General features: G+C 40.3%; 30 protein-coding genes and 2 riboswitches. Of the genes, 19 read left to right on the forward strand and 11 right to left on the reverse strand.

Going from position 1 to position 26,020, the window contains the following annotated elements; translation table 11 throughout:
- Nucleotides 1–158 precede the first annotated feature (158 nt).
- The 3 genes from mtnA to ACFX4L_RS10355 all read right to left on the reverse strand — a co-directional run bounded on the left by mtnA (nucleotide 159) and on the right by ACFX4L_RS10355 (nucleotide 3,508).
- Nucleotides 159–1,205, reverse strand: a complete 1,047-nt coding sequence (gene mtnA / locus ACFX4L_RS10345; protein ID WP_377404995.1) for an S-methyl-5-thioribose-1-phosphate isomerase — start codon at nucleotides 1,203–1,205, stop codon at nucleotides 159–161.
- A gap of 14 nt (nucleotides 1,206–1,219) precedes the next feature.
- Complete coding sequence (gene mtnK, locus ACFX4L_RS10350; RefSeq protein ID WP_377381913.1) at nucleotides 1,220–2,422, reverse strand: S-methyl-5-thioribose kinase; 1,203 nt, start codon at nucleotides 2,420–2,422, stop codon at nucleotides 1,220–1,222.
- A gap of 77 nt (nucleotides 2,423–2,499) precedes the next feature.
- Nucleotides 2,500–2,654, reverse strand: a riboswitch (SAM riboswitch).
- A gap of 71 nt (nucleotides 2,655–2,725) precedes the next feature.
- On the reverse strand, nucleotides 2,726–3,508 hold the full coding sequence (locus ACFX4L_RS10355) for a carbon-nitrogen family hydrolase (RefSeq protein WP_377404998.1): 783 nt from the start codon (nucleotides 3,506–3,508) through the stop codon (nucleotides 2,726–2,728).
- Between the two features lie 99 nt (nucleotides 3,509–3,607).
- Here ACFX4L_RS10355 and ACFX4L_RS10360 point away from each other — a divergent pair, with 99 nt between their 5' ends.
- From ACFX4L_RS10360 to ACFX4L_RS10390, 7 genes are all read left to right on the forward strand, one after another.
- On the forward strand, nucleotides 3,608–4,780 hold the full coding sequence (locus ACFX4L_RS10360; RefSeq protein ID WP_089364029.1) for a pyridoxal phosphate-dependent aminotransferase: 1,173 nt from the start codon (nucleotides 3,608–3,610) through the stop codon (nucleotides 4,778–4,780).
- A gap of 129 nt (nucleotides 4,781–4,909) precedes the next feature.
- Nucleotides 4,910–5,063: riboswitch (SAM riboswitch) on the forward strand.
- 104 nt (nucleotides 5,064–5,167) lie between these two features.
- Nucleotides 5,168–6,400 (forward strand): 2,3-diketo-5-methylthiopentyl-1-phosphate enolase, encoded by a 1,233-nt coding sequence (gene mtnW, locus ACFX4L_RS10365; protein WP_377405002.1) that lies wholly within the window; start codon nucleotides 5,168–5,170, stop codon nucleotides 6,398–6,400.
- 6 nt (nucleotides 6,401–6,406) lie between these two features.
- A complete protein-coding gene (locus ACFX4L_RS10370) occupies nucleotides 6,407–7,066 on the forward strand; it encodes a 2-hydroxy-3-keto-5-methylthiopentenyl-1-phosphate phosphatase (protein WP_377405007.1) in 660 nt (219 codons plus the stop codon).
- The gene (locus ACFX4L_RS10375; protein ID WP_377381902.1) at nucleotides 7,063–7,692 is read left to right on the forward strand and encodes a methylthioribulose 1-phosphate dehydratase; all 630 of its coding nucleotides are present in this window, start codon (nucleotides 7,063–7,065) and stop codon (nucleotides 7,690–7,692) included. Before ACFX4L_RS10370 ends, ACFX4L_RS10375 begins: the two co-directional genes overlap by 4 nt.
- Before the next feature lie 23 nt (nucleotides 7,693–7,715).
- On the forward strand, nucleotides 7,716–8,249 hold the full coding sequence (locus tag ACFX4L_RS10380) for a cupin domain-containing protein (RefSeq protein ID WP_377405010.1): 534 nt from the start codon (nucleotides 7,716–7,718) through the stop codon (nucleotides 8,247–8,249).
- A gap of 123 nt (nucleotides 8,250–8,372) precedes the next feature.
- Nucleotides 8,373–9,299: a CobW family GTP-binding protein gene (locus ACFX4L_RS10385; RefSeq protein ID WP_284470456.1), complete on the forward strand. Its 927-nt coding sequence runs from the start codon at nucleotides 8,373–8,375 to the stop codon at nucleotides 9,297–9,299.
- 62 nt (nucleotides 9,300–9,361) lie between these two features.
- Nucleotides 9,362–9,496, forward strand: coding sequence for a hypothetical protein (locus tag ACFX4L_RS10390; protein ID WP_377405014.1), 135 nt, complete (start codon nucleotides 9,362–9,364; stop codon nucleotides 9,494–9,496).
- Between the two features lie 68 nt (nucleotides 9,497–9,564).
- On the opposite strand, the gene ACFX4L_RS10395 is transcribed toward ACFX4L_RS10390, so the two are convergent.
- Nucleotides 9,565–9,807, reverse strand: coding sequence for a hypothetical protein (locus tag ACFX4L_RS10395; RefSeq protein WP_061463574.1), 243 nt, complete (start codon nucleotides 9,805–9,807; stop codon nucleotides 9,565–9,567).
- Between the two features lie 110 nt (nucleotides 9,808–9,917).
- Here ACFX4L_RS10395 and ACFX4L_RS10400 point away from each other — a divergent pair, with 110 nt between their 5' ends.
- From ACFX4L_RS10400 to ACFX4L_RS10425, 6 genes are all read left to right on the forward strand, one after another.
- Complete coding sequence (locus ACFX4L_RS10400) at nucleotides 9,918–10,184, forward strand: hypothetical protein (RefSeq protein ID WP_089364061.1); 267 nt, start codon at nucleotides 9,918–9,920, stop codon at nucleotides 10,182–10,184.
- 118 nt (nucleotides 10,185–10,302) lie between these two features.
- Complete coding sequence (locus ACFX4L_RS10405; RefSeq protein ID WP_317776997.1) at nucleotides 10,303–11,265, forward strand: YncE family protein; 963 nt, start codon at nucleotides 10,303–10,305, stop codon at nucleotides 11,263–11,265.
- Nucleotides 11,266–11,270: 5 nt separating this feature from the next.
- Nucleotides 11,271–11,957 (forward strand): response regulator transcription factor, encoded by a 687-nt coding sequence (locus tag ACFX4L_RS10410; protein WP_377405017.1) that lies wholly within the window; start codon nucleotides 11,271–11,273, stop codon nucleotides 11,955–11,957.
- Nucleotides 11,954–13,369, forward strand: coding sequence for a sensor histidine kinase (locus tag ACFX4L_RS10415; protein ID WP_377381894.1), 1,416 nt, complete (start codon nucleotides 11,954–11,956; stop codon nucleotides 13,367–13,369). Before ACFX4L_RS10410 ends, ACFX4L_RS10415 begins: the two co-directional genes overlap by 4 nt.
- 19 nt (nucleotides 13,370–13,388) lie before the next feature.
- The gene (locus ACFX4L_RS10420; protein WP_284470460.1) at nucleotides 13,389–13,826 is read left to right on the forward strand and encodes a FixH family protein; all 438 of its coding nucleotides are present in this window, start codon (nucleotides 13,389–13,391) and stop codon (nucleotides 13,824–13,826) included.
- Between the two features lie 449 nt (nucleotides 13,827–14,275).
- Entirely contained in the window at nucleotides 14,276–14,995 is a 720-nt protein-coding gene (locus tag ACFX4L_RS10425; protein ID WP_377405020.1) for a CAP domain-containing protein, read from the forward strand.
- A gap of 202 nt (nucleotides 14,996–15,197) precedes the next feature.
- Here the strand turns inward: ACFX4L_RS10425 and ACFX4L_RS10430 are convergent, their stop codons facing one another.
- Nucleotides 15,198–15,665 (reverse strand): Hsp20/alpha crystallin family protein, encoded by a 468-nt coding sequence (locus tag ACFX4L_RS10430; protein WP_284470462.1) that lies wholly within the window; start codon nucleotides 15,663–15,665, stop codon nucleotides 15,198–15,200.
- A 159-nt stretch (nucleotides 15,666–15,824) separates the two neighbouring features.
- On the opposite strand from ACFX4L_RS10430, the gene ACFX4L_RS10435 reads away from it, so the two are divergent.
- Nucleotides 15,825–16,598, forward strand: coding sequence for an SDR family oxidoreductase (locus tag ACFX4L_RS10435; protein WP_377405023.1), 774 nt, complete (start codon nucleotides 15,825–15,827; stop codon nucleotides 16,596–16,598).
- A 49-nt stretch (nucleotides 16,599–16,647) separates the two neighbouring features.
- On the opposite strand, the gene ACFX4L_RS10440 is transcribed toward ACFX4L_RS10435, so the two are convergent.
- Together ACFX4L_RS10440 and ACFX4L_RS10445 are read right to left on the reverse strand one after the other, a co-directional pair.
- Nucleotides 16,648–18,003 carry an MATE family efflux transporter gene (locus ACFX4L_RS10440; RefSeq protein ID WP_284470464.1) on the reverse strand — a complete coding sequence of 452 codons (1,356 nt, stop codon included), beginning with the start codon at nucleotides 18,001–18,003 and terminating at the stop codon, nucleotides 16,648–16,650.
- A 127-nt stretch (nucleotides 18,004–18,130) separates the two neighbouring features.
- Nucleotides 18,131–19,243, reverse strand: coding sequence for a mechanosensitive ion channel family protein (locus ACFX4L_RS10445; protein WP_284470465.1), 1,113 nt, complete (start codon nucleotides 19,241–19,243; stop codon nucleotides 18,131–18,133).
- A 193-nt stretch (nucleotides 19,244–19,436) separates the two neighbouring features.
- Between ACFX4L_RS10445 and ACFX4L_RS10450 the strand changes: the two genes are divergently transcribed.
- Nucleotides 19,437–20,525, forward strand: coding sequence for an undecaprenyldiphospho-muramoylpentapeptide beta-N-acetylglucosaminyltransferase (locus ACFX4L_RS10450; protein WP_284470466.1), 1,089 nt, complete (start codon nucleotides 19,437–19,439; stop codon nucleotides 20,523–20,525).
- A gap of 52 nt (nucleotides 20,526–20,577) precedes the next feature.
- Nucleotides 20,578–20,727, forward strand: a complete 150-nt coding sequence (locus tag ACFX4L_RS10455) for a DUF2639 domain-containing protein (protein ID WP_081108830.1) — start codon at nucleotides 20,578–20,580, stop codon at nucleotides 20,725–20,727.
- 33 nt (nucleotides 20,728–20,760) lie between these two features.
- Here the strand turns inward: ACFX4L_RS10455 and ACFX4L_RS10460 are convergent, their stop codons facing one another.
- From ACFX4L_RS10460 to ACFX4L_RS10475, 4 genes are all read right to left on the reverse strand, one after another.
- Nucleotides 20,761–21,444 carry an LrgB family protein gene (locus ACFX4L_RS10460; protein WP_081108829.1) on the reverse strand — a complete coding sequence of 228 codons (684 nt, stop codon included), beginning with the start codon at nucleotides 21,442–21,444 and terminating at the stop codon, nucleotides 20,761–20,763.
- A complete protein-coding gene (locus ACFX4L_RS10465; RefSeq protein ID WP_377381885.1) occupies nucleotides 21,419–21,811 on the reverse strand; it encodes a CidA/LrgA family protein in 393 nt (130 codons plus the stop codon). Before ACFX4L_RS10465 ends, ACFX4L_RS10460 begins: the two co-directional genes overlap by 26 nt.
- A 206-nt stretch (nucleotides 21,812–22,017) precedes the next feature.
- Entirely contained in the window at nucleotides 22,018–22,572 is a 555-nt protein-coding gene (locus ACFX4L_RS10470; RefSeq protein ID WP_061463563.1) for a GNAT family N-acetyltransferase, read from the reverse strand.
- Nucleotides 22,573–22,924: 352 nt separating this feature from the next.
- Nucleotides 22,925–23,704 carry an undecaprenyl-diphosphate phosphatase gene (locus tag ACFX4L_RS10475; RefSeq protein ID WP_089364059.1) on the reverse strand — a complete coding sequence of 260 codons (780 nt, stop codon included), beginning with the start codon at nucleotides 23,702–23,704 and terminating at the stop codon, nucleotides 22,925–22,927.
- Between the two features lie 225 nt (nucleotides 23,705–23,929).
- Between ACFX4L_RS10475 and ACFX4L_RS10480 the strand changes: the two genes are divergently transcribed.
- From ACFX4L_RS10480 to ACFX4L_RS10490, 3 genes are all read left to right on the forward strand, one after another.
- Nucleotides 23,930–24,250 carry a DUF4870 domain-containing protein gene (locus tag ACFX4L_RS10480; RefSeq protein WP_061463562.1) on the forward strand — a complete coding sequence of 107 codons (321 nt, stop codon included), beginning with the start codon at nucleotides 23,930–23,932 and terminating at the stop codon, nucleotides 24,248–24,250.
- 224 nt (nucleotides 24,251–24,474) lie between these two features.
- Entirely contained in the window at nucleotides 24,475–25,269 is a 795-nt protein-coding gene (locus ACFX4L_RS10485) for a hypothetical protein (RefSeq protein WP_377405026.1), read from the forward strand.
- A gap of 88 nt (nucleotides 25,270–25,357) precedes the next feature.
- Entirely contained in the window at nucleotides 25,358–25,930 is a 573-nt protein-coding gene (locus ACFX4L_RS10490; protein WP_061463560.1) for a beta-class carbonic anhydrase, read from the forward strand.
- The last annotated feature ends 90 nt before the right edge of the window (nucleotides 25,931–26,020 follow it).

Raw genomic sequence — 26,020 nt, forward strand, 5'->3', positions numbered from 1 at the left:
TGTTATCGAAAACATCAATCGAAAGAGGTGATTTGTTCAAATCACTTAAATTATTTTATAATAGACCTCGCAAGAATATTACTATTTGATCTTCTTTTAAAAAACGAGAGGGATACTTAAATCCGTCTCGTCTTTTTATATCAATAAAATGACCTGGATCACTTAACAAAATGCGGAATGTTTTTTACAAAATCAGATCCAATGATGCCGTTTTCTGTAATGATGCCGGTAATTAGCTGATTTGGTGTAACGTCAAAGGCTGGATTGAATGTCTTCACGTTTTCCGGAGCGATCCGTACACCTTGAATGAAGGTGATTTCCGCTTCATCCCGTTCTTCGATCGGGATGGATGAGCCGGATTTGATAGAAAAGTCGAATGTGCTTGATGGAGCAGCCACATAAAAAGGGATACTAAAGTGCCTAGCTAATATGGCCAATCCCAATGTCCCGATTTTATTTGCTGTATCACCATTAGCCGCAATTCTGTCGGCCCCAACTATAATTCCATTGATCCGTTTCTGAAGAATCGTATGTGCAGCCATATTATCAGATATTAATGTGACGTCAACCCCTGATTGCATCAGTTCCCAAGCAGTCAAACGCGCCCCTTGCAGGACAGGTCTGGTTTCACAAGCGTACACTTTTAGCGGAAAGCCCCTTTCTTTTGCAAGGTGGAATGGAGCCAAGGCTGTTCCATAACGGGCTGTGGCAATCCCACCAGCGTTGCAATGCGTTAGGATGGAATCACCTTTAGCGAATAAGGATAAACCATGTTCCCCAATTTTCCTGCACATTTCTTCATCCTCAGTAAAGATGGCTTTGGCCTCCGTTACAAGTGCTTCCTTGGCAGCTGAAATGCTTTGTGCTGCTTGCAAGGTGCTTTCCATCCTCCGTAATGCCCAAAAAAGGTTGACCGCAGTAGGCCTGGAAGAGGCGAGCTTTTCAATATGCCCCGTTACATTCTTCTTGAATTCCCCTAATTCAGTGGTTGTTTCCTGTTTGGCACCAAGTGCAACGCCAAATGCTGCCGTCAGTCCGATTGCTGGGGCGCCGCGTACCTTTAATGTCAAAATGCTGTCGTATACATCATCAACTGAATGAAGTTCAATGAATTCAGTTAAGGAAGGCAGGGCCTGTTGATTTAATAATGTAATATGGGTATCATCCCATTGGACTGAATATGGTAAGGGTGCTAGTGTCGTCATGTACAGGTCTCCTTTTAAAGGGTTGAATAAAATGGAAGTGTATGGTTTTTCAACGCATCAATGACAGCTGGAACATCCAATTCTTCCCGTTTTTTAATTAAAAAAGCACCAATCTTCAATGTTGTCGTTTTCGCAGCGATCCTAGATTCTTTATCTTCAATGACATTTAGATCGGCAACATGGGAAAGGCCAATGGTTCGCCGAATCAATTCGCATCCGGCAAAACCGAATGCGTCCCTTTTGAATTTAGCCAGTAAATAAGGTAGATAACCCTTCACATTGCGGAATGGGCTTATATTTTGGGTGTTCCATAGTTCAGTATATGCTTCTTCAAAGGCATTCCAAAATTGATGGAGGTGTGTGAAAATCTCTTCCTTTCCAGGGCCATTACGTGTGACTGCCTGAAAAAGAAGGTTGGCTGTGTATTGACCTAGGTCAAAACCAACTGGGCCATAAAAAGCAAATTCTGCATCAATAACCTTTGTTTCAGTTTCACTTGCAAATATACTTCCTGTATGTAAATCTCCATGAAGCAAGGATTCCTGCTCGGTTTCAAAGCTTTGTTTCAGCTTGGCGACTTCAAGTATCACATCTTGATCATTCCAAATACTTTTGGCGGCATCAGTCAATTCCACCTCGAAATCTCCGGGGAGCTCCTCGAAAAAAGGATCCGTGAAAATGTAGACTTCAGTGATTCTGCAAAGCTCCGGATTCGTGAAGTGTCGGGCCACTTCTTTTTTCGCAGAGGGTTCTAAATGATAATCGGATGTATAAAATGCCGTCTTCGCTACATACTCACCGATATGCTGTGAAAGCAATGGATATGGATCACCATCGATTAATCCTGTTCTAACGATTTTCAAGTGCGATAAATCTTCCATGACTGTGATCGCAAGCTGTTCATCCGAATAATAGACTTGCGGTACGAATTCGGGGCAATAGCTTTTGAAATGAATAAGTGCATTCGCTTCAATGGCAGCCCTTTTCAATGTCAGCGGCCAGCTTTCGCCAATTACCTTGGCATATGGGACAGCCTGTTTGATTATTATTCCTTTATTTGTATCAGTTTCTGTAATATGAAAAACATAATTTAAGTTACCATCTCCGATTTCTTTACAGTTTAAACTGGCATCCGCATTGACCAACCCAAGTTTTTTTGCAAAGGTTATAGCTGTTTCGTTTGTCAATCTTTTAAAATTCGAATGGTTTTGAGTCATTTTTTTCCCTCCAGGTTCAAAATAAGAATAAAAAAGCCTCTTTCATATAGAAAGAGGCAGAAGTTTTGGCTTCGGACCTCTCATCTCCCAGAAAAATGAATTCTGGTGGAATTAGCACCGTGCTCTGTGGATTTTATAATCCGGCGGTGGATCCGCCCCATTTCACAATGGTATTACAGTCGGTTGCTGGGCTTCATAGGGCCTTTATCCCTCAGCCTGCTCTTGATAAGAGTATATGTATTCTGAAATTTTAATCTTCGGGAAAATAATATCAACTTTTTAAATAGTTTGTCAATGGGGAAATTAATAAAAGTCCGGCCGGCGATCTTCGAATACAGGTATTTTGTTACGTGCTTCCGTAACTTTAGTGAAGTCCAAGGTGCCTGTCAATAGTTCGTTTTCTTCTCCCGCTTCACTTACGATAACTCCCCATGGATCAATAATCAAGGAATGACCAGCAAATATATTATTGATATCCGAACCTGAACGATTAACGGCTACAACATAGGCTTGGTTCTCGATGGCACGACTAATCAATAAGGCTCTCCAGTGATCGAGTCTGGGCTTAGGCCATTCTGCGGTTACGAATAGAACTTCGGCACCTTGAACAGCATGGGCTCGCTGCCATTCCGGGAAGCGGATGTCATAACAAATGAATCCAGCACATATTTTTTCATCAAGAGTGAATAAACCTTTTTTTTCACCTGGCTGCAGGTAGCGATGTTCATCCATCAATTGAAATAAGTGAAGCTTATCATACTCTTTAATGAGTTTTCCATCCTTATTGATGATGATCATGGTGTTATAGATACCCTTGCTCGTTTTTTTGGCAATGGAACCGCCTACGATGTGAATCTCGTGTTTCCTTGCCTGTGTTTTAAGGAATTCAATCGTTTTTTCCGCCTCTTGATCAGCAATCTCATTTAACCTGGTCAAGTCGTATCCAGTTGTCCAAAGCTCTGGTAAAATGACGATATCGGGTTCTGACCGTGCTGCTTCTTCCAACCATTGTTCAGCAACCTGAAAATTGATATCCGGTTGCCCGAATGCTATATCCATTTGAATACAGGCTATTTTCCACTTCATCGTTTAAAACCCCCACATGTAAAAAATGCTTTACAAGACTATGATAAACATATATCATTTGTGACTATAATTTCAAGAAATTTCAGAGAAGGTGTATAAATGTTGCAATTCGAAAAATCCGGAAAGCTTCAGGACCTGCCAAAGCAGTTTTTTGCCTCACTTGTCGCAAAAGTCAATGCGATTACGGCGCAAGGACATGATGTCATTAATTTAGGCCAGGGAAATCCTGATCAACCTACGCCTGAACATATCGTGAAAAGTTTACAGACTGCTGCTGAAAGATCGATTAATCATAAATATTCACCATTCCGGGGACATCAATATTTAAAGGATGCCGCTGCCGTCTTTTATGAACGTGAATATGGAGTCAAGCTGGATCCAAATAGTGAAGTGGCGATTCTCTTTGGAGGAAAGGCAGGTCTTGTCGAACTGCCGCAGTGTTTATTAAATCCAGGTGATACGATCCTGGTTCCTGATCCCGGCTATCCGGATTATCTTTCAGGTGTAGTGTTAGCCCAGGCAAAAACCGAATTCATGCCCTTGACAGAAGAAAATGGTTTTCTTCCGAATTACAAAGTTATACATAAAGACGTGCTTGATAAAGCCAAAATGATGTTCTTGAACTATCCGAATAACCCCACTGGTGCTTCTGCAACTGAAAGTTTTTTTGATGAAACCGTCTCCCACGCAAGAGAGCATTCAATTTGTGTGGTCCACGATTTCGCTTATGGAGCGATAGGGTTCGACGGAAAAAAACCGACAAGCTTTCTCCAGGCAAAGGGAGCGAAGGATGTAGGAATAGAAATATACACACTATCGAAAACATACAATATGGCAGGGTGGAGAGTTGGCTTCGCAATGGGGAATAAAAGTGTCATAGAGGCTCTTGAACTATTACAAGACCATCTTTATGTGAGTCTCTTCCCGGCGATACAGGAAGCAGCGGCAAGTGCATTGCTTGACTCGCAGAGCTGTGTAGAGGAATTAGTGAAGATGTATGAGGGGCGCAGGAATGTTTTCATTGAGGGATTAAGGGCAATCGGCTGGGAAGTCAAAGCTCCTGAAGCATCGTTTTTTGCCTGGCTCAAGGTACCAAAAGGTTTTACGTCAGAGAGTTTTGCAGACTATTTATTAACGCATGCCCACGTAGCTGTTGCCGCAGGAAATGGATTCGGTGAATTTGGCGAGGGTTACGTAAGGGTAGGGCTTCTGACTTCGGAAGAGCGGTTAAAAGAGGCTGTGGAACGAATTCGCACACTAAACTTGTTTTAACGAAGGATTGAGGTATCCAATGTATCCCACCGTTAAATGGTTAAAAACGTATTGACAAAGTATGGAATACCTGTCAGAATACAAAATAAATTCTAAATCTTTCGATACTTGTAACTATATATCAGCGTTTTCTTATTTTGAGCAGGTGGAGGGACTAGCCCTATGAAGCCCAGCAACCGACCGTAATTCCATTGTAAAATGGGGCGGAATTCTTCGCCGGATTTTTAATGAAATCCACAAGGCACGGTGCTAATTCTTGCAGCCAATGGCTGGGGGATAAGAAGATGGCTTTTTAAGCCTCTTCTTATATGAAGGGGCTTTTGCCATTTAGAGCAATGCCAGGTTAATGACTTCGAGAGTTTACTAACGTGTAATAGGAGTGATCAGATGAGCGAGATAGTCGCTACTTATTTAATTCATGACTTTAATGGAAATCATGAGAAAAAAGCAGAGAGCATTGCCTTAGGTTTGACTGTGGGGACATGGACGGACCTGCCCCAATTGGTCCAGAAGCAACTGGAAAAGCATAAGGGACGTGTAGTATCCGTAACGCCACTATCTGAAGAAGAGAGGGCAAACGGCTACTTTAATCGTAAAGTGTACCGTTCGCTAATTAAAATTGCCTATCCGGCTGGGAATTTCTCTAATGATTTACCTGCAATCCTTACGACGGTCTTCGGCAAACTTTCATTGGACGGTGAAATAAAACTGATCGACCTGGATTTTGTCGGTGCTATTCAAAAAGCGTTCCCGGGACCGCAATTTGGCATTACAGGCATAAGGGAAAAGATTGAGGTATTTAACAGGCCCCTGGTGATGAGCATCTTTAAAGGTGTATTGGGAAGGGATCTAACCTTCCATAATGAGCAACTGAAGCAACAAGCGGTAGGAGGTGTTGACCTAGTTAAAGATGATGAGATTCTCTTTGACCAGGAACAGACTCCATTTTTCGATAGAATAAAAACGGGAAAAAGAATTTTGAATGAAGTCTTTGAAACGACTGGCCACCGAACTTTATATGCTGTCAATCTATCAGGGAAAACATTTGATTTATTGGATAAGGCGAAGCAAGCGGCTGAAGCAGGGGCAGATGCTTTATTGTTCAACGTTCATACATATGGTTTGGATGTATTGCAAGCCTTAAGTGAACATGATCATATCAAACTACCGATCATGGCGCACCCCGCATATAGCGGGGCATTGGCATCTTCATCATTTTATGGGATAGGCTATCCATTATTGCTTGGTAAATTAGTGAGGTTATCAGGAGCGGATTTATCCTTGTTCCCATCACCTTATGGAAATGTCGCACTTGAAAAAAAGGAAACATTAGCGATTGCTGAAGCTCTTACAAAAGATGAATTTTCATGGAAAAAGGCCTTCCCTGTACCTTCTGCAGGCATTCATCCAGGCATGGTTCCCGACCTGATCAAGGATTTTGGGCTGGACAGTGTCATTAATGCCGGAGGTGGAATTCACGGACACCCTGACGGAGCAGAGGGCGGGGCCAAGGCTTTCCGTTCTGCTGTTGAAGCCGTACTAGCAGGAAAGGACCTATCAGAAGCGGCGGCTGAGGAAGAAGGACTAAAAAAAGCTCTTGTTTTATGGGGAGGCTTGTAAGAAATAATGAAACCGATCATCTTTTGCGATTTCGATGGAACGATCACCAACATAGATAATATCATTTCTATCATGAAAAAATTTGCGCCACCGGAGTGGGAAAAGTTGAAAGACGATGTCCTTCAGCAAAAAATCAGTATATCTTCAGGGGTCGGTGATATGTTTTCCTTGCTTGATAGTGGCTTGAAGGATGACATCATTCAATATGTATGCGAGACGGCCGGCATTCGTCCAGGATTTAATGAATTCGTTGAGTATACGAAAAAAGCCAACATCCCTTTATATATTGTAAGTGGAGGCATGGATTTTTTCATTGCACCTCTTTTTAATGATATCTTGCCAGCAGATTCCGTTTATTGCAACAATGCATTTTTCAATAAGGAAAAGATTTATATTGAGTGGCCCCACGCTTGTGATGACCAATGTAATAAGGATTGCGGTTGCTGTAAGCCATCAATTATGAGGGGAATTGCGAGTGCGGGTGATTTTAAGCTCGTTATTGGAGATTCAGTAACGGATTTTGAAGCGGCAAAACAGGCCGATTTTGTCATAGCCCGTGACATGCTGCTTGAGAATTGTGATAGAGAAGGGATTCCTCATCAAGGTTTTGAGACGTTTTATGATGTAATTGATATTTTAAAGCGGCGGGAGGAGGTAAAGGCGTGAACACACATACTGAAGAATGGCTGGAGCTAGCCGATATTAAAGCTGAACTGGCCCAAAGGGATTGGTTTATGGGAACAAGCGGGAACTTGTCCATCCGCGAGCCCAAAAGTCCTTTCTTTTATATTTCGGCAAGCGGTAAGGATAAAAGGAAGCAATCGGATTCGGACTTTTTATTGGTGGATTTAAAAGGAAAACCAGTTGAAGAAACGGAGCTAAGGCCATCGGCCGAAACTTTGCTTCATACCGTTATTTACGGGAAAACCAATGCGAACTGTGTACTCCATGTCCATACAGTTGAAAATAATGTGATATCCGAATTGTACGGAGATGAAGGTCAGGTTTCTTTTCATAATCATGAAATCATAAAAGCGACCGGACGGTGGGATGAAGATTCAGAGCTTCGGATTCCAATAATATATAATCACGCTGACATTCAACAGTTATCCGATAAGTTCAAGCAACATGTCGAAGAAGACTCTGGCGCCGTGCTGATCCGCAATCATGGAATTACGGTCTGGGGTATAAGCGGACTCGAAGCAAAAAGAATACTTGAAGCTTGCGAATTTTTATTTCAATATCAACTGTTGCTTAATCAACAAAAGGCGTTTGCAGGTTCTTTAAGATAAAAGATCCTAGAGGAGGATGAATGATGGCGATGATTAGGTTCCATGAAACAAACGAGGTTATTGAAAACGGTGAACAGGTAAAAGGCTTTTTAGAAACACAAGGGGTTATTTATGAACAATGGGACATTTCGAAATTACCGGCCCATCTTGTGGAAAAATACGATCTGACAGATGCTGACAAAGAGGAAATCCTTTTAACTTTCAAATCTGAGATAGCGGAAATTTCCGAAAGAAGAGGCTATAAAGCTCAAGATATCATCACATTATCCGATGCAAATCCAAACTTGGATCAAATGCTTGAAAACTTTAAGCAGGAACACCACCATGAAGATGATGAAGTGCGTTTCATAGCAGGCGGAACCAGTATTTTTGCCATTGAGGGCAGGGATAAGCAGTGGTTTGATGTACGGCTTAATCCAGGAGATCTTATTAGTGTACCAGAATCCACACGGCATTATTTCACGCTGGCAGAAGATAGAAAAACTGTAGCTGTCCGTATTTTCGTTACAGCGGCAGGATGGGTGCCGATTTACGAAAAAGACGAAGTTCAAGCATGAATCATTGTCGAAAAACCAGCTTACGGGCTGGTTTTTTATGTGGTTCGGGCAAGTGCTTTTAAAAGATAAGTATGATAAAATTTAACGGAATCGAATTTTACAGGATCATGGGAGCAGATACAAATGAAAACAACCGAAGTTTACATATTAGGAGGATTTCTCGGCAGCGGGAAAACGACGCTTCTACGAAATATATTAAAACAGGAAAGTGAAGCAAATAGGAAAGTGGCCGTCCTTTTGAATGAGCTCGGCAGTGTATCGGTGGACAGCGGCCTGATTGGTGATGAAGTGCCATTGAAGGAGTTGTTTGACGGGTGCATTTGCTGCACCATTCAGGATAAGCTGGAGGTTCAGCTTCATGAATTGCTAACTGAAAACAACCTGGACGCCGTTTATATTGAAACGACGGGCGCAGCCCATCCAGTTGAAGTATTGGATGGCATCATGTCGCCGCTTTTCGCCAAAAGACTGGATTATAAAGGGATTATAACGGTCGTCGATTTACTACGGTGGCGCGATCGGGAAGAACTGTCTCCGCAGCTTCGGCAGTTGCTTGCTGAGCAAATCCACCATGCGGATTTCATATTATTGAATAAAGTGGACCTTGTAAGTGAGATGGAGGCCGCACAGCTGATATATTCGATACAGGCGCTTAACACCGATGCTGTTTGTTTATTGACGGAGTATGCGGCCATTTCCTTGATATCGTTGCAGCAGATGCAAAGAAAACGGCAAAATGGCCATCAAAAGCTTGATGTACACGACCATTTGCATTTAACTGCAGTGGTCCACACATTTGAGGGTGCCGTGGCACAAACTGACTTTGAAGATTGGCTTAGGGGCCTTCCGGAAACGGTCTATCGAATGAAAGGATACATTTCCTTTACACATTCACAACTCCCCCATTTATTCCAATACTCATACGGAATGCCGATGTATATGAATGAAATGATGAAAATGCCATTGAATATCGTCATTATCGGTGAAAAGTTGGATAGGGAAATTATCATCGGCCAGTTGAAGGCTTTGGAAGCGAAAGCGGCCCAATAAACGTCTGCCGTCCATTAAAGAGAAACATAAAAGGAGACTTTCTTATCAAGGAGGCGGTAATATTGCCATGGAATAAGAATGATTATCCGAATTCGATGAAAAATCTAGATGAAGATTTAGGGAAAAGGCCATTGAAATCGAGAATGCATTATTGGATGATGGATATGGGGATGGAAAATTCATTCCAATTGCCATAGACCGCAGCTAAAATGTCGGTGGGAAAAGATTGAAAAAATGGTCAGACCATAAATGGGTCTGACCATTTTCATTGTTGCAATCCAAAGGCGGCAAATGTCTTTTCGTCTTCAATTAATCCGCACGCAGCACATTGCACCCGAATTTCTGGACCATTATATGCTAGATGGAAAGGCTGAAGCGAATCGTTCGAATATTGTTCAACGATCTCACCGGATTGCGGATCCTTTTTAATGGGGGTTGATACTTGCTTAATGAGATTGAAGCGAGATTTATTTGTCCGGCAATTCGGACAGCGGTATACTTGAGACAATTTACTCACTCCTTTTTATGAATTTTTTATTGCGTAATCGTAATATTAAGTTAGTCTTTACAAACTTGATTAATAATATGTATAAATTAGTGATGGATGGAAGGGATAATATGAAAGATAATGTCAGGCAAGAAGCAGTACTGGAGGCTTATTTAAGTTTATGGAATAATCGTAAGGTGCCGGATGGAGGTGGAAGGGAAGTATTATCGGAACTAATTCGCCGCGAGCTTTTAGATGAAAATGCACACCCCCGTGCCCGGAAACCAGTACTGGAAAAGTTTTACCTCTGTATTAAACGCGTGATGGGTTCTGCGCTTTCAGAAGAAATGAAAAACGCGATCGTCATATCCTATGTCACTGAATTGGAAAGGTTATGATTCCAGTTGTGATACGGATGCTTGTTTAGAGAATATTCTTTTCCGCTTCATACTTTTTTCACAAATCATTGTTAAAATTTTAAAAAAATAGATATTTAATGAATAAGGAGCTTAAAATATGAAGTGGGGCATTGGGCTTTTTCTTGCCATCTTACTGCTTACTGGGTGTAATGGCAGTAATACATTTACAAAAATAAATAAAAGTAAATCTTTCTTGGCGACAGTCAATATCAAGGATACCTCCCTGACTTTCATAGATGAAAACTATCATCCATTTGCCAAATGGGATATTTCAGAACCATTTACCGGAGCCCTGCTCCTGGCAGACAAAGATACTATCTTGCTTTATGGAAAGGATATGGAGAAAGTCCAAGTGTACTCTTTATCAGAAGGAAAACTGATAAACAGTTGGGAAATTGGGAAAGGGATCGTCAATATGCAGTTATTACATGATGGAAAAAGCATCGTGGCAGTCAATCAATCGAATCACTCCATTTATTTTTTAAATGATGAAGGTGAGGAACAGGATATAGTCAGTGTCGGTAAAAGCCCTTTGACCGTTCTTCAGGGTGTGCAAGCGAATCGCTTGTATGTAATTAATTTTGGGGATACCAAATGTTCAGTGATAAATCTTGAAACGAAAAAGGTTGAATTCGAATTTCCCATACATAGTTCCAGCACTGGCTCATTATTGAGGGAAGAAAAGGATGAAATATGGATCGGAGGACACGGTCATGGAGATCAAGTGGAAGAAGATCTATATATTTATTCGGCAAAAACGGGAGAGTTGAAGAAAAAGTTGAAGGCTCCCACCATGCCGATAAAGTTCCTGGAGAATGCTGAAGGCATTTTTGTCCTTAGTCATGGCACAAGCTCCTTATATAAATTGAATGATCAATATGAGGAAGTGAAAAGCAAGGTGGTCGGCGTCAACCCTTTTGAAATGGCAAACTTTAACGAAGATGTGGTCGTAGCTGGATATGATAGTGATGAAGTGTATGTAGTGGATGCTGGAACAGTCGATGTTAAAAAAACGATCAAAGTCGGCGAAGGTCCATTCCAATTGATGTTGAGGGAGTAGTTGACATGCATGTTTACACCATTTTAGTCGTGGATGATGAAGAGGATATGCGGAATCTAGTTGAAATGTATTTGCTGAACTCAGGTTATCGATGCCTTCAAGCTACGAATGGAAAAGAAGCCATTAGTATGGTTGAAACACATGAAGTGGATTTAATCCTACTGGATATCATGATGCCAGGTATGGACGGTTTCTCGGTATGTGAAAAGATTCGTGATAATTGGGAGATCCCTGTAATATTTGTCAGTGCGAAAGGTGAAGAGTGGGATATGGTGAAAGGGCTGAAGCTCGGCGGGGACGATTATATCGTCAAACCGTTCAATCCAGGAGAATTGGTCGCTAGGGTCGAAGCGGTATTGCGAAGGACAGGCAAACTATCATTGAAAGAAGAGGATCTAAACCAAGTGCGATTCGGTAAAATTAGCTTAAACTTACAATCCAGAACGGTTTTGGTGGAAGGGACCCCTATCAATTTAACCTTGAAAGAATTCGAGTTGCTCTTATTCCTCATGCGTCATAAAAGTCAGGCACTTAGCCGTGAACAACTGCTTGAAAATGTATGGAGCGGGGAGTATGGGGGGTCTTTACGTACCGTGGATACCCATATCAAAACTTTACGAATGAAATTAAGCGCGGCCGATTACATTCAAACCGTCTGGGGAATCGGGTATAAGATAGAGGAAAAGAAATGATTAATAAATGGAGGTCCCTCTCTTTTAAATTATGGCTTACCATCATCACCGCCATCATCCTGTCCGTGCTGTTCGCTTACTCCCTTTCCCAATATTATTATAAAAACCTTTATGTGGAGAAGCTTAAAACAGATTTAGTCAATGAAGCGTCATTGCTTGGTGAGGATTATACCGGCGGTGAAATCAGTGAAGACTTCAAGCAAAAAGTTGAATGGTTTAACAGTAAGAATGACAGCGAGGTCTTTGTCGTCAGCAATCCCAGGGAATTGAGTGCCTGTCTCCCTTTTGAAATCAATTATGACACCCTCATTTCTGAAGAGGAACGGCAAATGCTTTTAGACGGGAAAGCCGTTGAAAAAGAGGGGTACGAGAAAAGGTTTAAAAAGAACATCGTAGCGGCCATCATACCCCTGATTGACGGAGATCGCCTCGAAGGCATCATCTATACGTATATTCCAGTGGATTCTATTACGGTCTTGCTTAAGGAATTTGCTGCAAAGTGGATGGCAGCGGTTCTTTTATTCTTGATTGTCGCGATTTTTTTTACTACGAAATGGTTGAAAAAGCTAATCAGTCCAATCAAGGACATCGAGACTGCTGCCCATCGAGTCTCAGAGGGCAATTATGACATACAGGTTCAGGTAAGGAGTCATGATGAAATAGGTAAACTGGCAAAAGCCTTTAATGATATGGCTAACTCCATCCATTTGGAAGAAGAAAGAAAAAAAGAGTTTCTTGAAAATGTTGCACATGAGCTTAGAACCCCGCTTAGTTACGTAAAGGGATACACGCAGGCCATTTTGGATGGTGTAGTGAAAAATGATGAAGAGGAACGTAAATACCTTCAACTAATTTCAAGGGAAGCTCTTAGGCTGCAGCGGCTTGTAGGAGATTTGATGGATTTATCAAAAATGGATAGTGATCCACTCATGTTATTTAAAACCCCGATTGCCTTTGCTCAATTCATTGAAGATGTGCTTGTGATTTATGAACCTATAATAAAAGAAAAGCAATTGGACTTGCAAATTGATCTGGATCCGGACCCGATTATTATTGGGGATGAAGGCAGGATGGAACAAATCTTACATAACATTTTTGACAATGCCATTCAGTATACGGAGCCTGGAGGATCAATCAATATTACCTTGATTCAGCATAAAGAAAATTGCGAACTGGTGGTTACTGACACGGGTAATGGGATTCCTGAAGCGGATCTACCATATGTAATGAATCGCTTTTACCGGGTGAACAAAGCACGCAGCCGTTTTGATGGCGGGTCAGGGCTTGGGCTGTCCATCGTCAAAAAATTGGTGGAATTGCAAAATGGCAATATCGAAATAGAAAGTAAAGAAAAAATAGGAACAAAAGTCAGGGTAGTGCTACCTATAATAGGAGAAGAATTGAATTCATAAAAAGGGGATACGTTCAAAAATGAAAAGAATCATGTTATTTTGCATGACGTTAATTTTATTGGCTGGATGCGGCAAGGAAGAGGAAATTCCGAAAATGTTGAATGTCGATTTAGCTGTCGATCCAATTCATGGCAAAGTGAATGAGCCTGTGAAGTTTCAGGCAAAAGTTACTTATGGGGATGAAGAAGTGACAGATGCGGATGATGTCAGCTTTGAAATTTGGCTTGCAAATAGCAAAGACCATGAAAAGATTCCTGCAAAACATAAAGAAAACGGCATTTATGAATTGGAAAAGACTTTTGAAGAAGAAGGAACCTATTATGTATATGCCCACGTAACAGCAAGGGATATGCACAACATGCCAAAGGAAAAATTCGTCATAGGCAAACCAAGCCCTCCTGAACAAAATGGTGGAAAAAAGGATATGGACGAGATGAATGATGATGAAATGAAATGATGAATGCAAAATCCAAACCAAAACAATTCGGTGGAATCCGGATTGTTTTTTTATTTGTAAAATCCTCATGGGGGGATAGGGGTGAATGATGAAGTCTAATGTCGAATTTAAAACGAAAAAAATGTAACATAAAAGTAATGAAAGTCATAATAAGTAGCTTGGAAACGATATGTCAACGAAAAGTTATTAGTATTCCATGGAAATGGTTCTATGTAACTACCATTGACAAGGAGTGGCTAGGAAAATATGGGTATTTATACTACTTACAGAAACATAGATAGTTAAAGCATTTTTGCAAGACTTCTCTGAAACTTGGATAAAAATATTTTCTCATTCGCATCCTGTGAATTTGATGGAAATTGATGGTGCATATATTACGAAAAATGCATGATATGATAATTCCAGAAGCAAAACACAACACAAAATGAACATCACAGGAGGAAATACGAATGAAAAAGAAAATGTTTATGTCAGCAGCAGCAGCTGCAGCTATTATATTCACAGGAGTAGGAGTTAACCAAGCAGAAGCAGCCAACTGTGATACTGTAAAACAAGTAACTTATCAAACTATGAATAAAGAGGATATGCAAAATGTCCTTAACCAATACTTAACTAAATACAATTTCACATTACCTGCAGCACAGGCACAACAAACACCAGTTCAAACACCAGTTCAAGAAGTTGGAACAACGAACCAAGCAAAACCTGAAGCAAAACCTGAAGCAAAACCTGAAGCACCAGAAGTAACACCTGATAAATCTACTGATAAAAAAGCAGAGACAAGCTCTGAATTAAGTGCTTATGAACAAGAAGTTGTTAAATTAACGAATGCAGAACGTGAAAAACAAGGTTTGGCAGCACTTAAAATCGACACTAAGTTGAGCAAAGTTGCCCGTATCAAGTCTCAAGACATGAAAGATAAAAATTACTTTGATCACAATAGCCCAACTTACGGCTCACCATTCGATATGATGAAACAATTCGGAATCAGCTATACATCAGCTGGCGAAAACATCGCACAAGGTCAACAAACACCTGAAGAAGTGGTACAAGCTTGGATGAATAGCGAAGGACACCGTGAAAACATCATGAATCCTAGCTTTACTCATATTGGAGTAGGTTACGTAGCATCTGGTAACTACTGGACTCAACAATTCATCGGAAAATAATAGATTAATAGAAGAGTGCATCCCATTAACATGGGGTGTGCTTTTTTTGCACGCAATTGATCAATTACTTCTAATGGAATGGCATGATTTGTGCCATTGATTTTTGTAATGTGCCGAAACCTAATTGTATGGACTAGTGGTTGTTGGCAACAAGAGAAAGAAGGACCGCACCAGAAAATTAGTGTGGTCCCTTGAAGCCAAATCAAATCTCGGATACATCGATTTCTGAATACTGGGTATTGAAACTTTTTTGAAGGCGTATTTCCAATGTTGATTCTTTATATTGGGCAGATGCCCCTTTTTTCTTAACAAGAGCGGGCAGCGTTATGACATGCCGATCTGACTCCTCTGGAATCCCCTCAATGATGGATTGGTTAGAGGTATGGTAAAGTTTCATTTTCTTTAGCCAAGATTCATCTTCTATGGGAATTCTTACAAAGACATTTAAATGGGTTTCAAAAACATCTGCATGTAAAGGATGTTCGGATTTGGCATGTTCTTTTTGTGCCCCGCCTTCACTATGGTTCATCATACCTTGCATATTGTCAGGGATGACCTGTGAAAATACTTTTTCAATGAACGATTGTACATCACTTTGCTGCATATTTTTCATGAAGTCCTTTTGGTTCGGGTTATTTTTTAAAGAAAAAAGTGAATTCCAGGGAAACATATTGAATTCCTCTCTCCTGCTTATTGGCTGACAGGTTTATTTCTTATATTTTATGCAGGCTAAAGCCTATAGGTTCGTTTTTATAATTACTAAATTATAGAAAACGGGTCAAACTTATGTATAATTAAGTAAAATCCATTAGATAAAGAGGGTAATCCTGTGGATGAAAAAGTAGCTTTTATTACTGGTGGAGCAACGGGAATCGGCAAAAGGATGGCAATTTCACTTGCGGATAATGGTATGTCCATTATCATTACTTATCGAAAAAGTAACAAGGCAGCCTTAGCATTAGTGGATGAATTGCAGGAAAAGTACAATGTAAAGGCACTTGCGATTCAAGGTGACTCGTCGAGTGAGAAAGATTGCCGAAATATTTTGCAGTTGGTCTTGGAGGCTTTTGGCCATGTTGATATCTTCATTCATAACGCAGGGCCTTATATGCATGATCGCAAGCCCATGTCTGAATATGACAGTGATGAATGGAAGTACATCATGGATGGAAATTTAAATGGTTTTTTCTATTTTGCCAAGAAGCTTATTCCGCAAATGCGCAGTAGAAGATGGGGCAGAGTCATCACTTTAGGGTTTGAGAGGTGTGAAACTGCACCAGGCTGGATATATCGTTCTGCTTTTGCCGCTGCAAAGAGCGGGTTGACCTCCTTAACTAGAACTTTGGCTGCCGAAGAAGCTAAACATGGGATCACCGTGAATATGGTCTGTCCTGGAGATATCATAGGTGATTGGAAAGAAGAGGAAATTAGGGTCGCAAGAGGAGAAAAGGATGATACGGTTCCAGTCGGAAGACCAGGTACAGGGGAGGATATAGCGAGGGTCATCACGTTCCTATGTGATGAAAAATCAGATTTCATTACCGGTAGCGTCATACCGGTAACAGGAGCTAAGGATGTTCTTGGGAAATTATATAAAGCCTAGTGGTTTAGGGTAAAAAGGTGGGGCCGGTGTAATCCAGCCCCACTCTTTTTTATGCCATTTTTTTATACTTTACTTGCTGTATGAACCTTAAACGAGCAGCCAACCCTATCGCTCCGAGGGCCAAGCCGGAAATTAAGCCGATCCAATACCCAAAGGCCCCCATATCCGTATACTGTGCAAAGAAATAGCCAACGGGAAGCCCAAGAATCCAATATGAGACAAGGGACATCGCAAACGTGACATTTACATCTTTATATCCACGCAATATACCCTGTATAGGTGCCTGCAGGGCATCTGATATCTGAAAGAAGATGGCATAGATTAAAAAATGTGATGTCAGCATCATTACCTCATGATCTTTAGTGTAAACAGAGGCGACAGGTTCGCGGAAGAGGAATAGGATGGTCGACAAAACGAGCGACATCGTCAATGCCATCGAGATGCCAATCCAGCTGTACTCTTTGGCATCTTTATAACGGGATGCCCCAATTTCGAATCCAATGACGATCGTCAATGCCATGGATATACTTAGCGGCATCATATAAAGCAGTGACGCAAAATTCATGGCAATCTGATGAGAAGCAATTGTCACGGTATCATACTTACTCATCAAAAGGGTAACGGCCGAAAAAATGCTAGTTTCAAAAAAGATGGCCAGACCGATAGGCACCCCAATCAATAATAGGGCACGCCATTCTTTCCAGGAAACCCGGAAAAATTCATTGAAAACCTTATATGTCGAAAATGGGTTGATTTTCACCACTACAATGATGGCAACCAGTGCAATTAACCAATAAGTAATGGCAGTAGCGTATCCGGAACCGACTCCTCCAAGTTCCGGGAATCCAAACTTCCCGTATATTAACAGGTAATTAAATATGACGTTAATTGGAAGTGCACACAAGGTAATGATCATGGAGATCCTCGTCTGCCCGAGTGCATCTATGAATGACCTCAACGCATTATAAACGAATAAAGGAATGATCCCGATAGAAAGGGCGATCAAATAATCATGCGCCACCCGGTGGACATTATCTTCAAGATCCATGGCATTCAATATGGGATTCAATGAAAACGCCCCAATGATTAAAATGACCAAGGCTAAAGCGACAGCTAAATAAATGGCCTGCATCACAGAATAGGAAACGGATTTGGACTGCCTGGAACCAACGAGCTGTGAAACCACCGGCGTTAAGGCAATCAATATCCCACTTAGCCCCGTGTACACGGGTGTCCAAAGCGAACTGCCGATCGAGACGCCAGCAACGTCCTGCGTACTGTATTGCCCTGACATCATTACATCAAAAAAAGTCATGGCATATAGGCCGATTTGAGTTATCAGGATAGGTATCAATATATAAAATAACATACGGATCTTTTGCGATTTAGTATAAGTCTGGTTCATCAAAGTACCTCAATATAAATATTTGAAATTTTCAACACAATGAAAGAATTATATCACAGAAGCGCGTGATGTTTTAAGCTTTTATTTGAAATGAAAAAGACTTGCCGTTTTAGGGCAAGTCTTTTTGTCAGTCGCGCATGGATTCAAAATCATTCATGGCTTCTATATTTGAATCTTTTTGAAGAATGAAAGCCTGGGAAGGGATGGCAATTTGCACATCTTCCTGCTCTAATATCTCCATTATTTTAAAGTTCACATCTTCTTTAATTGATAAATATCCTCCAAAGTCAGTCGCATTCGTGAAGAAATAGAGGTAAAGGTTGAAGCCGGAATGACTAAACTCATCAAACTTAACAAGAATCGTTTCCGGATGTACTTCTGAATGATCAATCAGCATTTTTTCTATGCCTCTAATGACATTTTCCAATTTTTCTTTTGGCGTTGTAACATTCACATCCAAATGGAAGGCAATCTGTCTTTTACCCATCTTTGACCAGTTAATGATCGGTTCATTCGAAAGGGTCGCATTTGGAACCGTAACTAAAGCTTGGGCGAAAGTCCGAACTTTGGTACTTCGGAATGTGATGTCTTCAATGGTTCCCTCCACACTTGGAGTTTTGATCCAATCCCCTATTGTAAAAGGTTTTTCGGTGACGATGACGATACCCCCGAAAAAATTGCTGACGGTATCTTTAGCAGCAAGAGCGAAAGCCAATCCGCCCAAACCAAGCCCTGCAACAAATCCATCGACATTAAAACCCCATTCCTCCGCAATAATGGAGGCACCAAAAGCAATGATGATTAACTTTATGATTTTCGTAAAGAACGGCATGACGATTTGATCGACTTCAAGTCCAAATTTACTTACTAATTTCGGAAATAAAATAGTTAAGATCGAACTGATATTGAAAATCGTCCAAAAGAATAAGAAGACAAAAAATGATCTGTATATTTTCAATCTTAATTCAGTCGAAGGCGAGTCAAGCGGGAAATAGTGCATCGAAATAATAACACCAATCAAAACGATAAGCAATCTTACCGGCTGTTCGATAGCGAGCATTAAGTTGGCCGCAAATTCAACTTTACGTTTTTCTGCCATTCGAAGAAAGAATTTGAATATATATTTAGTAAATACTTTCCGAAGCAAAAGGAAGATTAGAAAAATACCTATGGAAATTCCTAATTGGGTCCAGGCTTCGATTCCATCAAATTGATGGAGAGATTCAGAAACTTCTTGCAATGTATTACTCCTCCAATGTATCTTGTAGTATTGTAGAATACTAAGATTATAATATATTCATGTTAAAAAAGGAAAAAATAATCGATAATTACATTCATCATGGTATTTTAAGGTTCACTTACTGCTTTTTCAAGTTATTAATGGCATGGATATATGGTAATATGGATGCAAAGTGATTTTTTAAGTTTGGAAGGTGGAAATATTGACTAAGAAAATAGTATTTACCGGAGGCGGTTCTGCCGGTCATGTATCTGTTAATGCAGCAATCATCCCGGAATTTTTAGAGCATGATTGGGATGTTACTTATATTGGTTCAAAAAAAGGCATTGAAAAAAATATCATCGAAAAGGAATTTCCCGAGGTCCGTTATGAAACGATTTCAGTCGGGAAATTCCGACGTTATCTTTCTGTCGAAAATATGAAAGACCCTTTCCGGGTCATAAAAGGGATTTTTGATGCACGAAAAATCCTAAAAAAGACCAAGCCGGATTTCATTTTCTCTAAAGGTGGATTCGTATCCGTTCCGGTCGTTTTGGCAGGCAGAATGCTCAGAATTCCGATTGCAATCCATGAATCGGATTATACACCTGGACTGGCCAATAAAATTGCCATGCCACTTGCATCGAAGATTTTCACTACCTTCCAGGAAACGGAAAAAGATCTTCCGAAGGAGAAGGCCATGTATCTAGGAGCTGTATTGCGCGATGGGATTTTTACGGGAAATCCTTCCGCTGGAAAGGCATTTTGTGGATTCACGAATAACAAACCGGTTTTACTCGTTATGGGCGGCAGCCTAGGAGCTGTAAAAATCAATAACTTGATTACAGATAACCTTGATGCCCTACTAAAGGAATACCAAATTATTCACATTTGTGGTAAGGGAAATGTGAAAAACGAATTGAAACAAAGGGGATATGCTCCCTTTGAATTCGTACATGAAGAATTATTCGATCTATTGGCTGCTGCTGATGTCGTCGTATCAAGGGCAGGTTCAAATTCAATATTTGAATTCCTAGGTTTACAAAAGCCTATGTTGCTTATCCCTCTAAGTGCCAATGCATCCCGTGGAGATCAAATCTTAAATGCTTCAAGCTTTGAAAAACAGGGATTTTGTAAAGTCATTCAAGAAGAGGATCTAAATGAGGGGATCTTTCATGCTACATTAGCGGATTTAGTGAATCAATCGGAAGGTTATCAGGAGAAAATGCGTCAAAAACGCCCATTCAAAACGGCAGCGGAAATGTATGAATTATTACTTGAAGTAATGACTGCAAAAAAATAAGTATCAATCCCCTCATTGAAGCATATCTTTTTCGAACAGAGGAGGGGGTAGAATGGCTTATGAATATTCTAAAGGATGGTTCATTCAGCAATTAAAAGCCGCAGGGATTAACTATCATCCAATCGAGAAAAAAAAGCTGGAGCTGTATAAATCATATATTCTAAGACGTTTATATGAAGACCTGCAAAAGGATAAATCATAAAAGAACCGCAACGTCATTGACGTTGCGGTTCTTTTATAGGAAATGACTTATAAACGGAAAGAAACAGGAAATGAGGATACCTGCAATAGCCATTGCCGCACCTGCGACTGCCCCAGTAAACTCACTTTCCTGAGCGGCTTGAGCCGTTCCAAGGCCATGAGCGATCGTACCGTATGCGATACCACGCGCAAAGGGCATCGTAATGTTTAATTTATCCATCATTTTTGGAGCGATCATCGTACCCAGCACCCCAGTCAAAATGACGAAGGCTGCTGAAATATTAGAATTACCACCATAAAGTTCCGTGATTTCTACTGCGATTGGCACTGTAATTGATTTAACCGCCAATCCTTGGAGTATGAACTGCGGAAGTGAAAATGCTTTAGCAATGGCTAAGGCAATGATCAATGTGACCATAAGACCAAAAATCATGCCGCTGATTGCCGGCATTGCATATTTAACGATTATCTTCCTGTTTTTATAAAGTGGTACGGCCAAAGCAACGGTAGCTGGCCCCAAGAAATAGGTGATGATGTCTTTTCCCGGTGAATAATCTTCGAAGTTCAAACCGCTGATCAGCAGTACGAGAATGATTGTAACCGTACTGAAAAATACTGGCGTAGTAAAAGGTGATGGATGTTTAGCATATATTTTCCTTCCTATGTAATAGGAAAGGATGGTTATCAAGATGCTATATGTTGTGATGAGCGCTGTCATGTCGCTTAACCTCTCCTCTATTGGATAACTTTTGAACAGCCCAAGCCGAAACGATGAATCCAAATATCAGGCTGACTCCCAATGTAAGTGCCAATGGCAAACCGAATTCAATGAAAAGCCATCCCATGGTCATTAAACTGATTGAAATTGGAATGAAGAAAAAGGCTAGGTGCTTTACCAAAAATCCTGAAGTAAGATCGATCCACTCAACTTTTATAACCTTCATCTGTAATAAACTAAATAACAGAATCATGCCGATGACGTTGCCTGGAATAGGTAAATGAAGTAAAGGGGCTAAATAATAGCCGAGCTTGCAAATGATGAGCAGCATGATAAGCTGCACGATAAAAGCAAATGTTTTTTTCATGATTAGGTCCTTTCAATGACTCTTTGAATATATTTTGGAATGGGTCAATTGTATTCATTATAAAAAAATATCCCTGAAATGAATAGGGAATTGTAGTAATCTTTCCTAAACATCCTGTGAAAATGGAAAAAAGAGCTTTCCAATATTGGAAGCTCCTGACCATTATATGAAAAGATAAACAAAGCCATCTTAAAATGCTTTTCGTTTTATGCTTCAAGTAACTGCTGTTCGTCATCATCATGCTGTCTAAGGATATGAAAGGTGTATAAATCTTTCGGGATTTCATACAAATCGAAGATATCTCCTTCATGATTGATCTGATCATAGAGGGACTTTCTTGTTTCGTTGGCATTAACAGCATAGGGAAGCTTTTCCGCGGCTTTAATCGAGCGAATATTTTTTTTGCGAATACGCATGAATACTGTTTCCAAACCGAGCTCGAAAAAAAGCTCTTTAAAGAAAGCGTCCTTTGCAATGGCATTATACCCTTTCCCGTGAAAAGGCTTGCCAAGCCATGTGCCTAAGAAACCTGCACCATCTTCAATATCGTATAAAGAAATACAACCGATGGGATTTTCCCATTCATCCAAGATTGTTCGTGAAATGAGTTCCCCAGAATCTTCTGCCTCGATCGTTTGCTTAGTAATGAAAACATATTCTTCATATGAATCTACTTTATGGCGCACGAAAGGGAAGACATCTGGATGCGTCATTTGTTCATAAAGAGAAAAACAATCTGTGAAATCTCTCTTTTTTAACATTTCCGTCCCTCCGTTTGAGGGCAGTTCTTATGCGTAGTCGCTGCCCACCCTCGAAATTTTTTAAGTCGTTCATCAAAAAATTTCGGGGTGGGAATCGAACCCACTAGAACCGGAAACCGGTGGCGCACCATTTGCCTTCCCTATTTTTATTGTCAGAAATTATACAAATCAAAAGACCCTTACGAAGGTATAATACTAAAAAAAAATCGGTTTGGGAATAGGTTTTTTGCCTTTTTTTTTCGTCAAATTTCAACTTTTTTATGAAGGGTGAAATTTGAAGGCAAACGCTTGCTTTTTTTCATGAAAAACTGATTTCTTCGCCCGATTTTTCAAGGGTAACTTGATGCTTCCTTTAAAACTTCCCTGTGAATTGCATGAATAAAATGATTGCCCCGAGGGCCCATACATAAATGGAGAATATTTTCAGTGAACGCTTTTTTAAGAAATCAATCATCCATACTACAGCAATATAACCAAAGATTGCTGCGGCTAGGGTACCAACGAAAAGCGCAGTGACTGGAAGCCGTTGAACTTCTCCTGTAATTATTGGTTTCATCTGAAATACAATGCCCCCCGTAATGGCTGGAATTGAAAGCAAGAAGGAAAAATAAGCTGCCGTGGCCCTATCAAGCCTGCAGAAGAGCCCTGCGGCTATCGTTAGGCCGGAACGCGAAAGAGCAGGCATGATGGCGGCAGCTTGGAAAGTACCGATGATCAGGGCATCCTTAATGGAAATTTCATTAATTGACTTGCCACCTTTTTTTACACCGTCCGCTACCCATAAAATCAGCCCGGTCACTAAAAATTCCCAGCCAATGGTCACCCCTGTTTTTGAAAGGCCATCAAACCAATCCCCAAGTAAAATGCCGGCAATCACTGCAGGGATCGTCCCTGCAATGAGAAGCAGAGTCATTTTGGAGAAAGGGTTTTTCAAAACCGAAATAATGTCATTCTTGTAGACGACCAATAATGCCAGCAATGTACCGATATGGAGCATGGTATCAAGAAAAATGCCGGCCTCGTCAAGATGGAATATATGCCGTCCTAAATATAAATGTCCAGTACTTGAAATAGGTAAAAACTCAGTCAAGCCTTGAATGATTCCAAGGATGAAGGCTTGAAAATCGTTCAGCAAAAAAACATCACTCCATTCTAGAAGGTATGGGACAATCCATTATTTAATCTGTATGCACAAGACGGATGAACATGTTCGGATTTTTCGTTAAATGTATTGCCAATGGGGTTTCATGAAGAAAAGGCAGTCCATTTTTACTTTTTTCGAATATAATGAAAGGAAAATGAAACTATTTTTCAACTGATTCGTAATTATTAATATGAGAGAGGAGGAGAAGACACTATGCCTACTAAAGATGAGAAAGTGTTTGCTGCCCTTATTTATGTAATCAGCTTTTTTACAGCATTTATCGGTCCTTTAGTGATTTGGTTATTGAAAAAGGACTCGTCACAATTTGTGGATTATCATGGAAGGGAATACCTGAATTTTTTCATTTCCTACACTGTATATTCAATAGTTGCAGGGATACTTACTATAGTATTGATTGGATTCTTGCTATTGCCGGTTATCGGGATAGCTTTAGTCGTATTCACCATCATTGCTGCTGTAAGGGCCTATGAAGGAACGGATTACAGGTTCCCCTTAATTTTTAGGATTTTATAGAATGATGTAAAAGGATTCCGTATTCGGAGTCCTTTTTTATATGAACCATGTTGGGAATTGCCCTTCATTAAAAAGGGAATAGATCATATTAAAGCGAATAAAGTAATATGATAACAACTTCAATGCACTTTATTAAGTGAAAGACGGGCGGCTTGTAGTACTGCTAATTAATGTTCGCTTAAGGCGGCAAACTTTCTTGTAAGGGGTGAGGAAAAGAGCAGAATATGAATATACGTGAATATTATCAAAAAACGAGCAATTCAAATTTCAATGCCTCTTGGATATCTCTTGTTTTGGCCGTTGTATTTTTCATTTGCCATATTTTTTCGTTGATACCTGGCAATATATTATTGATAACGTTTCCTTTTATTTTATTTAGTATTGTCCAATTTATCAGTCACAGGATATATGAAAGTAGAATTAAGGAATTGCCTGATGAATTCGTCGGGACGAATGACGGGTTATTAAAAAATGAACATGTTTTATTGACTTTTATGCCAGCACCGACATTGCGGCTGCTTCTCTTTGCACCTGATGGGTCTCTAATGGGCGAGATACGTGATTTGAATATGAAGTGGTTCATGTGGATGATTCCCAATTTCTTGTCGATGCTCCTGGCCAAGCGATATGAACTGGTGGACAATGAGGGGCGCTTGTTAGCCAAGTACCATATCAAAAGAGGGCTTTTCAATAAAATGACGATCATGGATGATCAAGGCGGCCTTATTGGATCGTATCAAGAAAATCGTTCATTCGTGAAGATCAATGGAATGATATATAAGGAAGACGGCACAGAATGGATGCCCATTCAAACGCCGGGGAGTGTGAATTCTTTTGAGATAGCCACAAAAGATGGGGAAAAGATCGTTTCATACCAAGAAGGTTGGATGCCTATGGAATGGGGGAGACGATTCAAGACAAATACCCCCATACTTTCTTTTTCATCCAATGTTGATGAAATCCCTAAAATCATCGTCTTTGGGTTTTGTGCAGCCACTCTAAATCATCGTTCAAATTGACTAGTGTTATCCTTTAGCAAATCCTTTTAATATTTGATATAATTATAGAAGGATACATAGATTGATTACATAATAAAAGGTGGTAAATATGAGTTTACTTAATGAGATTCTTAATTTTAATGAACAGTTTGTAGAAAAAGGTGATTATGTTAAGTATAGAACGGATAAGTTCCCTGAGAAACGTATGGTCATCATAAGCTGTATGGATACTCGGCTCGTTGAACTATTGCCAAAATCCTTGAATATCAAAAATGGCGATGTCAAAATCCTGAAGACTGCCGGGGCAATCGTCTCCCATCCATTTGGAAGTGTCATGCGGAGTATCCTGATTGCCATTTATGAGCTAAAGGCAGATGAAGTATTCGTCATACCTCACCATGACTGTGGAATGGCATCAGTAGATGCAGATTCTGTAGTAGGGAAAATGGTTGAACGTGATATTCCACAGAGCACCATCGATACCCTTGGAGCTGCAGGAATAGATATTCGCAGTTGGCTTCGCGGATTTGATGATGTTTATGAAAGTGTTAAGAAAAGTGTGGAAGTGATTAAAGGACATCCTTTAATACCTAAAAATATTCCTGTACATGGTCTTATCATTTCACCCGATACAGGGAAGCTGGAATTGATAGTCGATGGGTATGCGGAAGAACAAAAATAATATATTTATCGAAGCTGTCGGGATTATTTTCCGGCAGTTTTTTTCAAATTTTAAGCAATACTATTTATTTTTATCCTTTTTTTTGATAAA

Source organism: Peribacillus sp. YIM B13482 (genome assembly GCF_042787975.1).
Lineage (GTDB): Bacteria > Bacillota > Bacilli > Bacillales > DSM-1321 > Peribacillus > Peribacillus simplex_A.

Excerpts from the sequence above, each read along its gene's own strand:
- ACFX4L_RS10440 (WP_284470464.1), bottom strand. The coding sequence starts at position 18,003 with ATGAACCAGACTTATACTAAATCGCAAAAGATCCGTATGTTATTTTAT.
- ACFX4L_RS10425 (WP_377405020.1), top strand. The coding sequence starts at position 14,276 with ATGAAAAAGAAAATGTTTATGTCAGCAGCAGCAGCTGCAGCTATTATA.
- ACFX4L_RS10400 (WP_089364061.1), top strand. The coding sequence starts at position 9,918 with ATGAAAGATAATGTCAGGCAAGAAGCAGTACTGGAGGCTTATTTAAGT.
- ACFX4L_RS10355 (WP_377404998.1), bottom strand. The coding sequence starts at position 3,508 with ATGAAGTGGAAAATAGCCTGTATTCAAATGGATATAGCATTCGGGCAA.
- ACFX4L_RS10370 (WP_377405007.1), top strand. The coding sequence starts at position 6,407 with ATGAAACCGATCATCTTTTGCGATTTCGATGGAACGATCACCAACATA.
- ACFX4L_RS10455 (WP_081108830.1), top strand. The coding sequence starts at position 20,578 with ATGGCTTATGAATATTCTAAAGGATGGTTCATTCAGCAATTAAAAGCC.
- ACFX4L_RS10490 (WP_061463560.1), top strand. The coding sequence starts at position 25,358 with ATGAGTTTACTTAATGAGATTCTTAATTTTAATGAACAGTTTGTAGAA.
- ACFX4L_RS10465 (WP_377381885.1), bottom strand. The coding sequence starts at position 21,811 with ATGAAAAAAACATTTGCTTTTATCGTGCAGCTTATCATGCTGCTCATC.
- ACFX4L_RS10430 (WP_284470462.1), bottom strand. The coding sequence starts at position 15,665 with ATGTTTCCCTGGAATTCACTTTTTTCTTTAAAAAATAACCCGAACCAA.
- mtnA (WP_377404995.1), bottom strand. The coding sequence starts at position 1,205 with ATGACGACACTAGCACCCTTACCATATTCAGTCCAATGGGATGATACC.
- ACFX4L_RS10420 (WP_284470460.1), top strand. The coding sequence starts at position 13,389 with ATGAAAAGAATCATGTTATTTTGCATGACGTTAATTTTATTGGCTGGA.
- ACFX4L_RS10485 (WP_377405026.1), top strand. The coding sequence starts at position 24,475 with ATGAATATACGTGAATATTATCAAAAAACGAGCAATTCAAATTTCAAT.
- ACFX4L_RS10415 (WP_377381894.1), top strand. The coding sequence starts at position 11,954 with ATGATTAATAAATGGAGGTCCCTCTCTTTTAAATTATGGCTTACCATC.
- ACFX4L_RS10460 (WP_081108829.1), bottom strand. The coding sequence starts at position 21,444 with ATGACAGCGCTCATCACAACATATAGCATCTTGATAACCATCCTTTCC.
- mtnW (WP_377405002.1), top strand. The coding sequence starts at position 5,168 with ATGAGCGAGATAGTCGCTACTTATTTAATTCATGACTTTAATGGAAAT.
- ACFX4L_RS10385 (WP_284470456.1), top strand. The coding sequence starts at position 8,373 with ATGAAAACAACCGAAGTTTACATATTAGGAGGATTTCTCGGCAGCGGG.
- mtnK (WP_377381913.1), bottom strand. The coding sequence starts at position 2,422 with ATGACTCAAAACCATTCGAATTTTAAAAGATTGACAAACGAAACAGCT.
- ACFX4L_RS10360 (WP_089364029.1), top strand. The coding sequence starts at position 3,608 with ATGTTGCAATTCGAAAAATCCGGAAAGCTTCAGGACCTGCCAAAGCAG.
- ACFX4L_RS10410 (WP_377405017.1), top strand. The coding sequence starts at position 11,271 with ATGCATGTTTACACCATTTTAGTCGTGGATGATGAAGAGGATATGCGG.
- ACFX4L_RS10470 (WP_061463563.1), bottom strand. The coding sequence starts at position 22,572 with ATGTTAAAAAAGAGAGATTTCACAGATTGTTTTTCTCTTTATGAACAA.
- ACFX4L_RS10405 (WP_317776997.1), top strand. The coding sequence starts at position 10,303 with ATGAAGTGGGGCATTGGGCTTTTTCTTGCCATCTTACTGCTTACTGGG.
- ACFX4L_RS10380 (WP_377405010.1), top strand. The coding sequence starts at position 7,716 with ATGGCGATGATTAGGTTCCATGAAACAAACGAGGTTATTGAAAACGGT.
- ACFX4L_RS10480 (WP_061463562.1), top strand. The coding sequence starts at position 23,930 with ATGCCTACTAAAGATGAGAAAGTGTTTGCTGCCCTTATTTATGTAATC.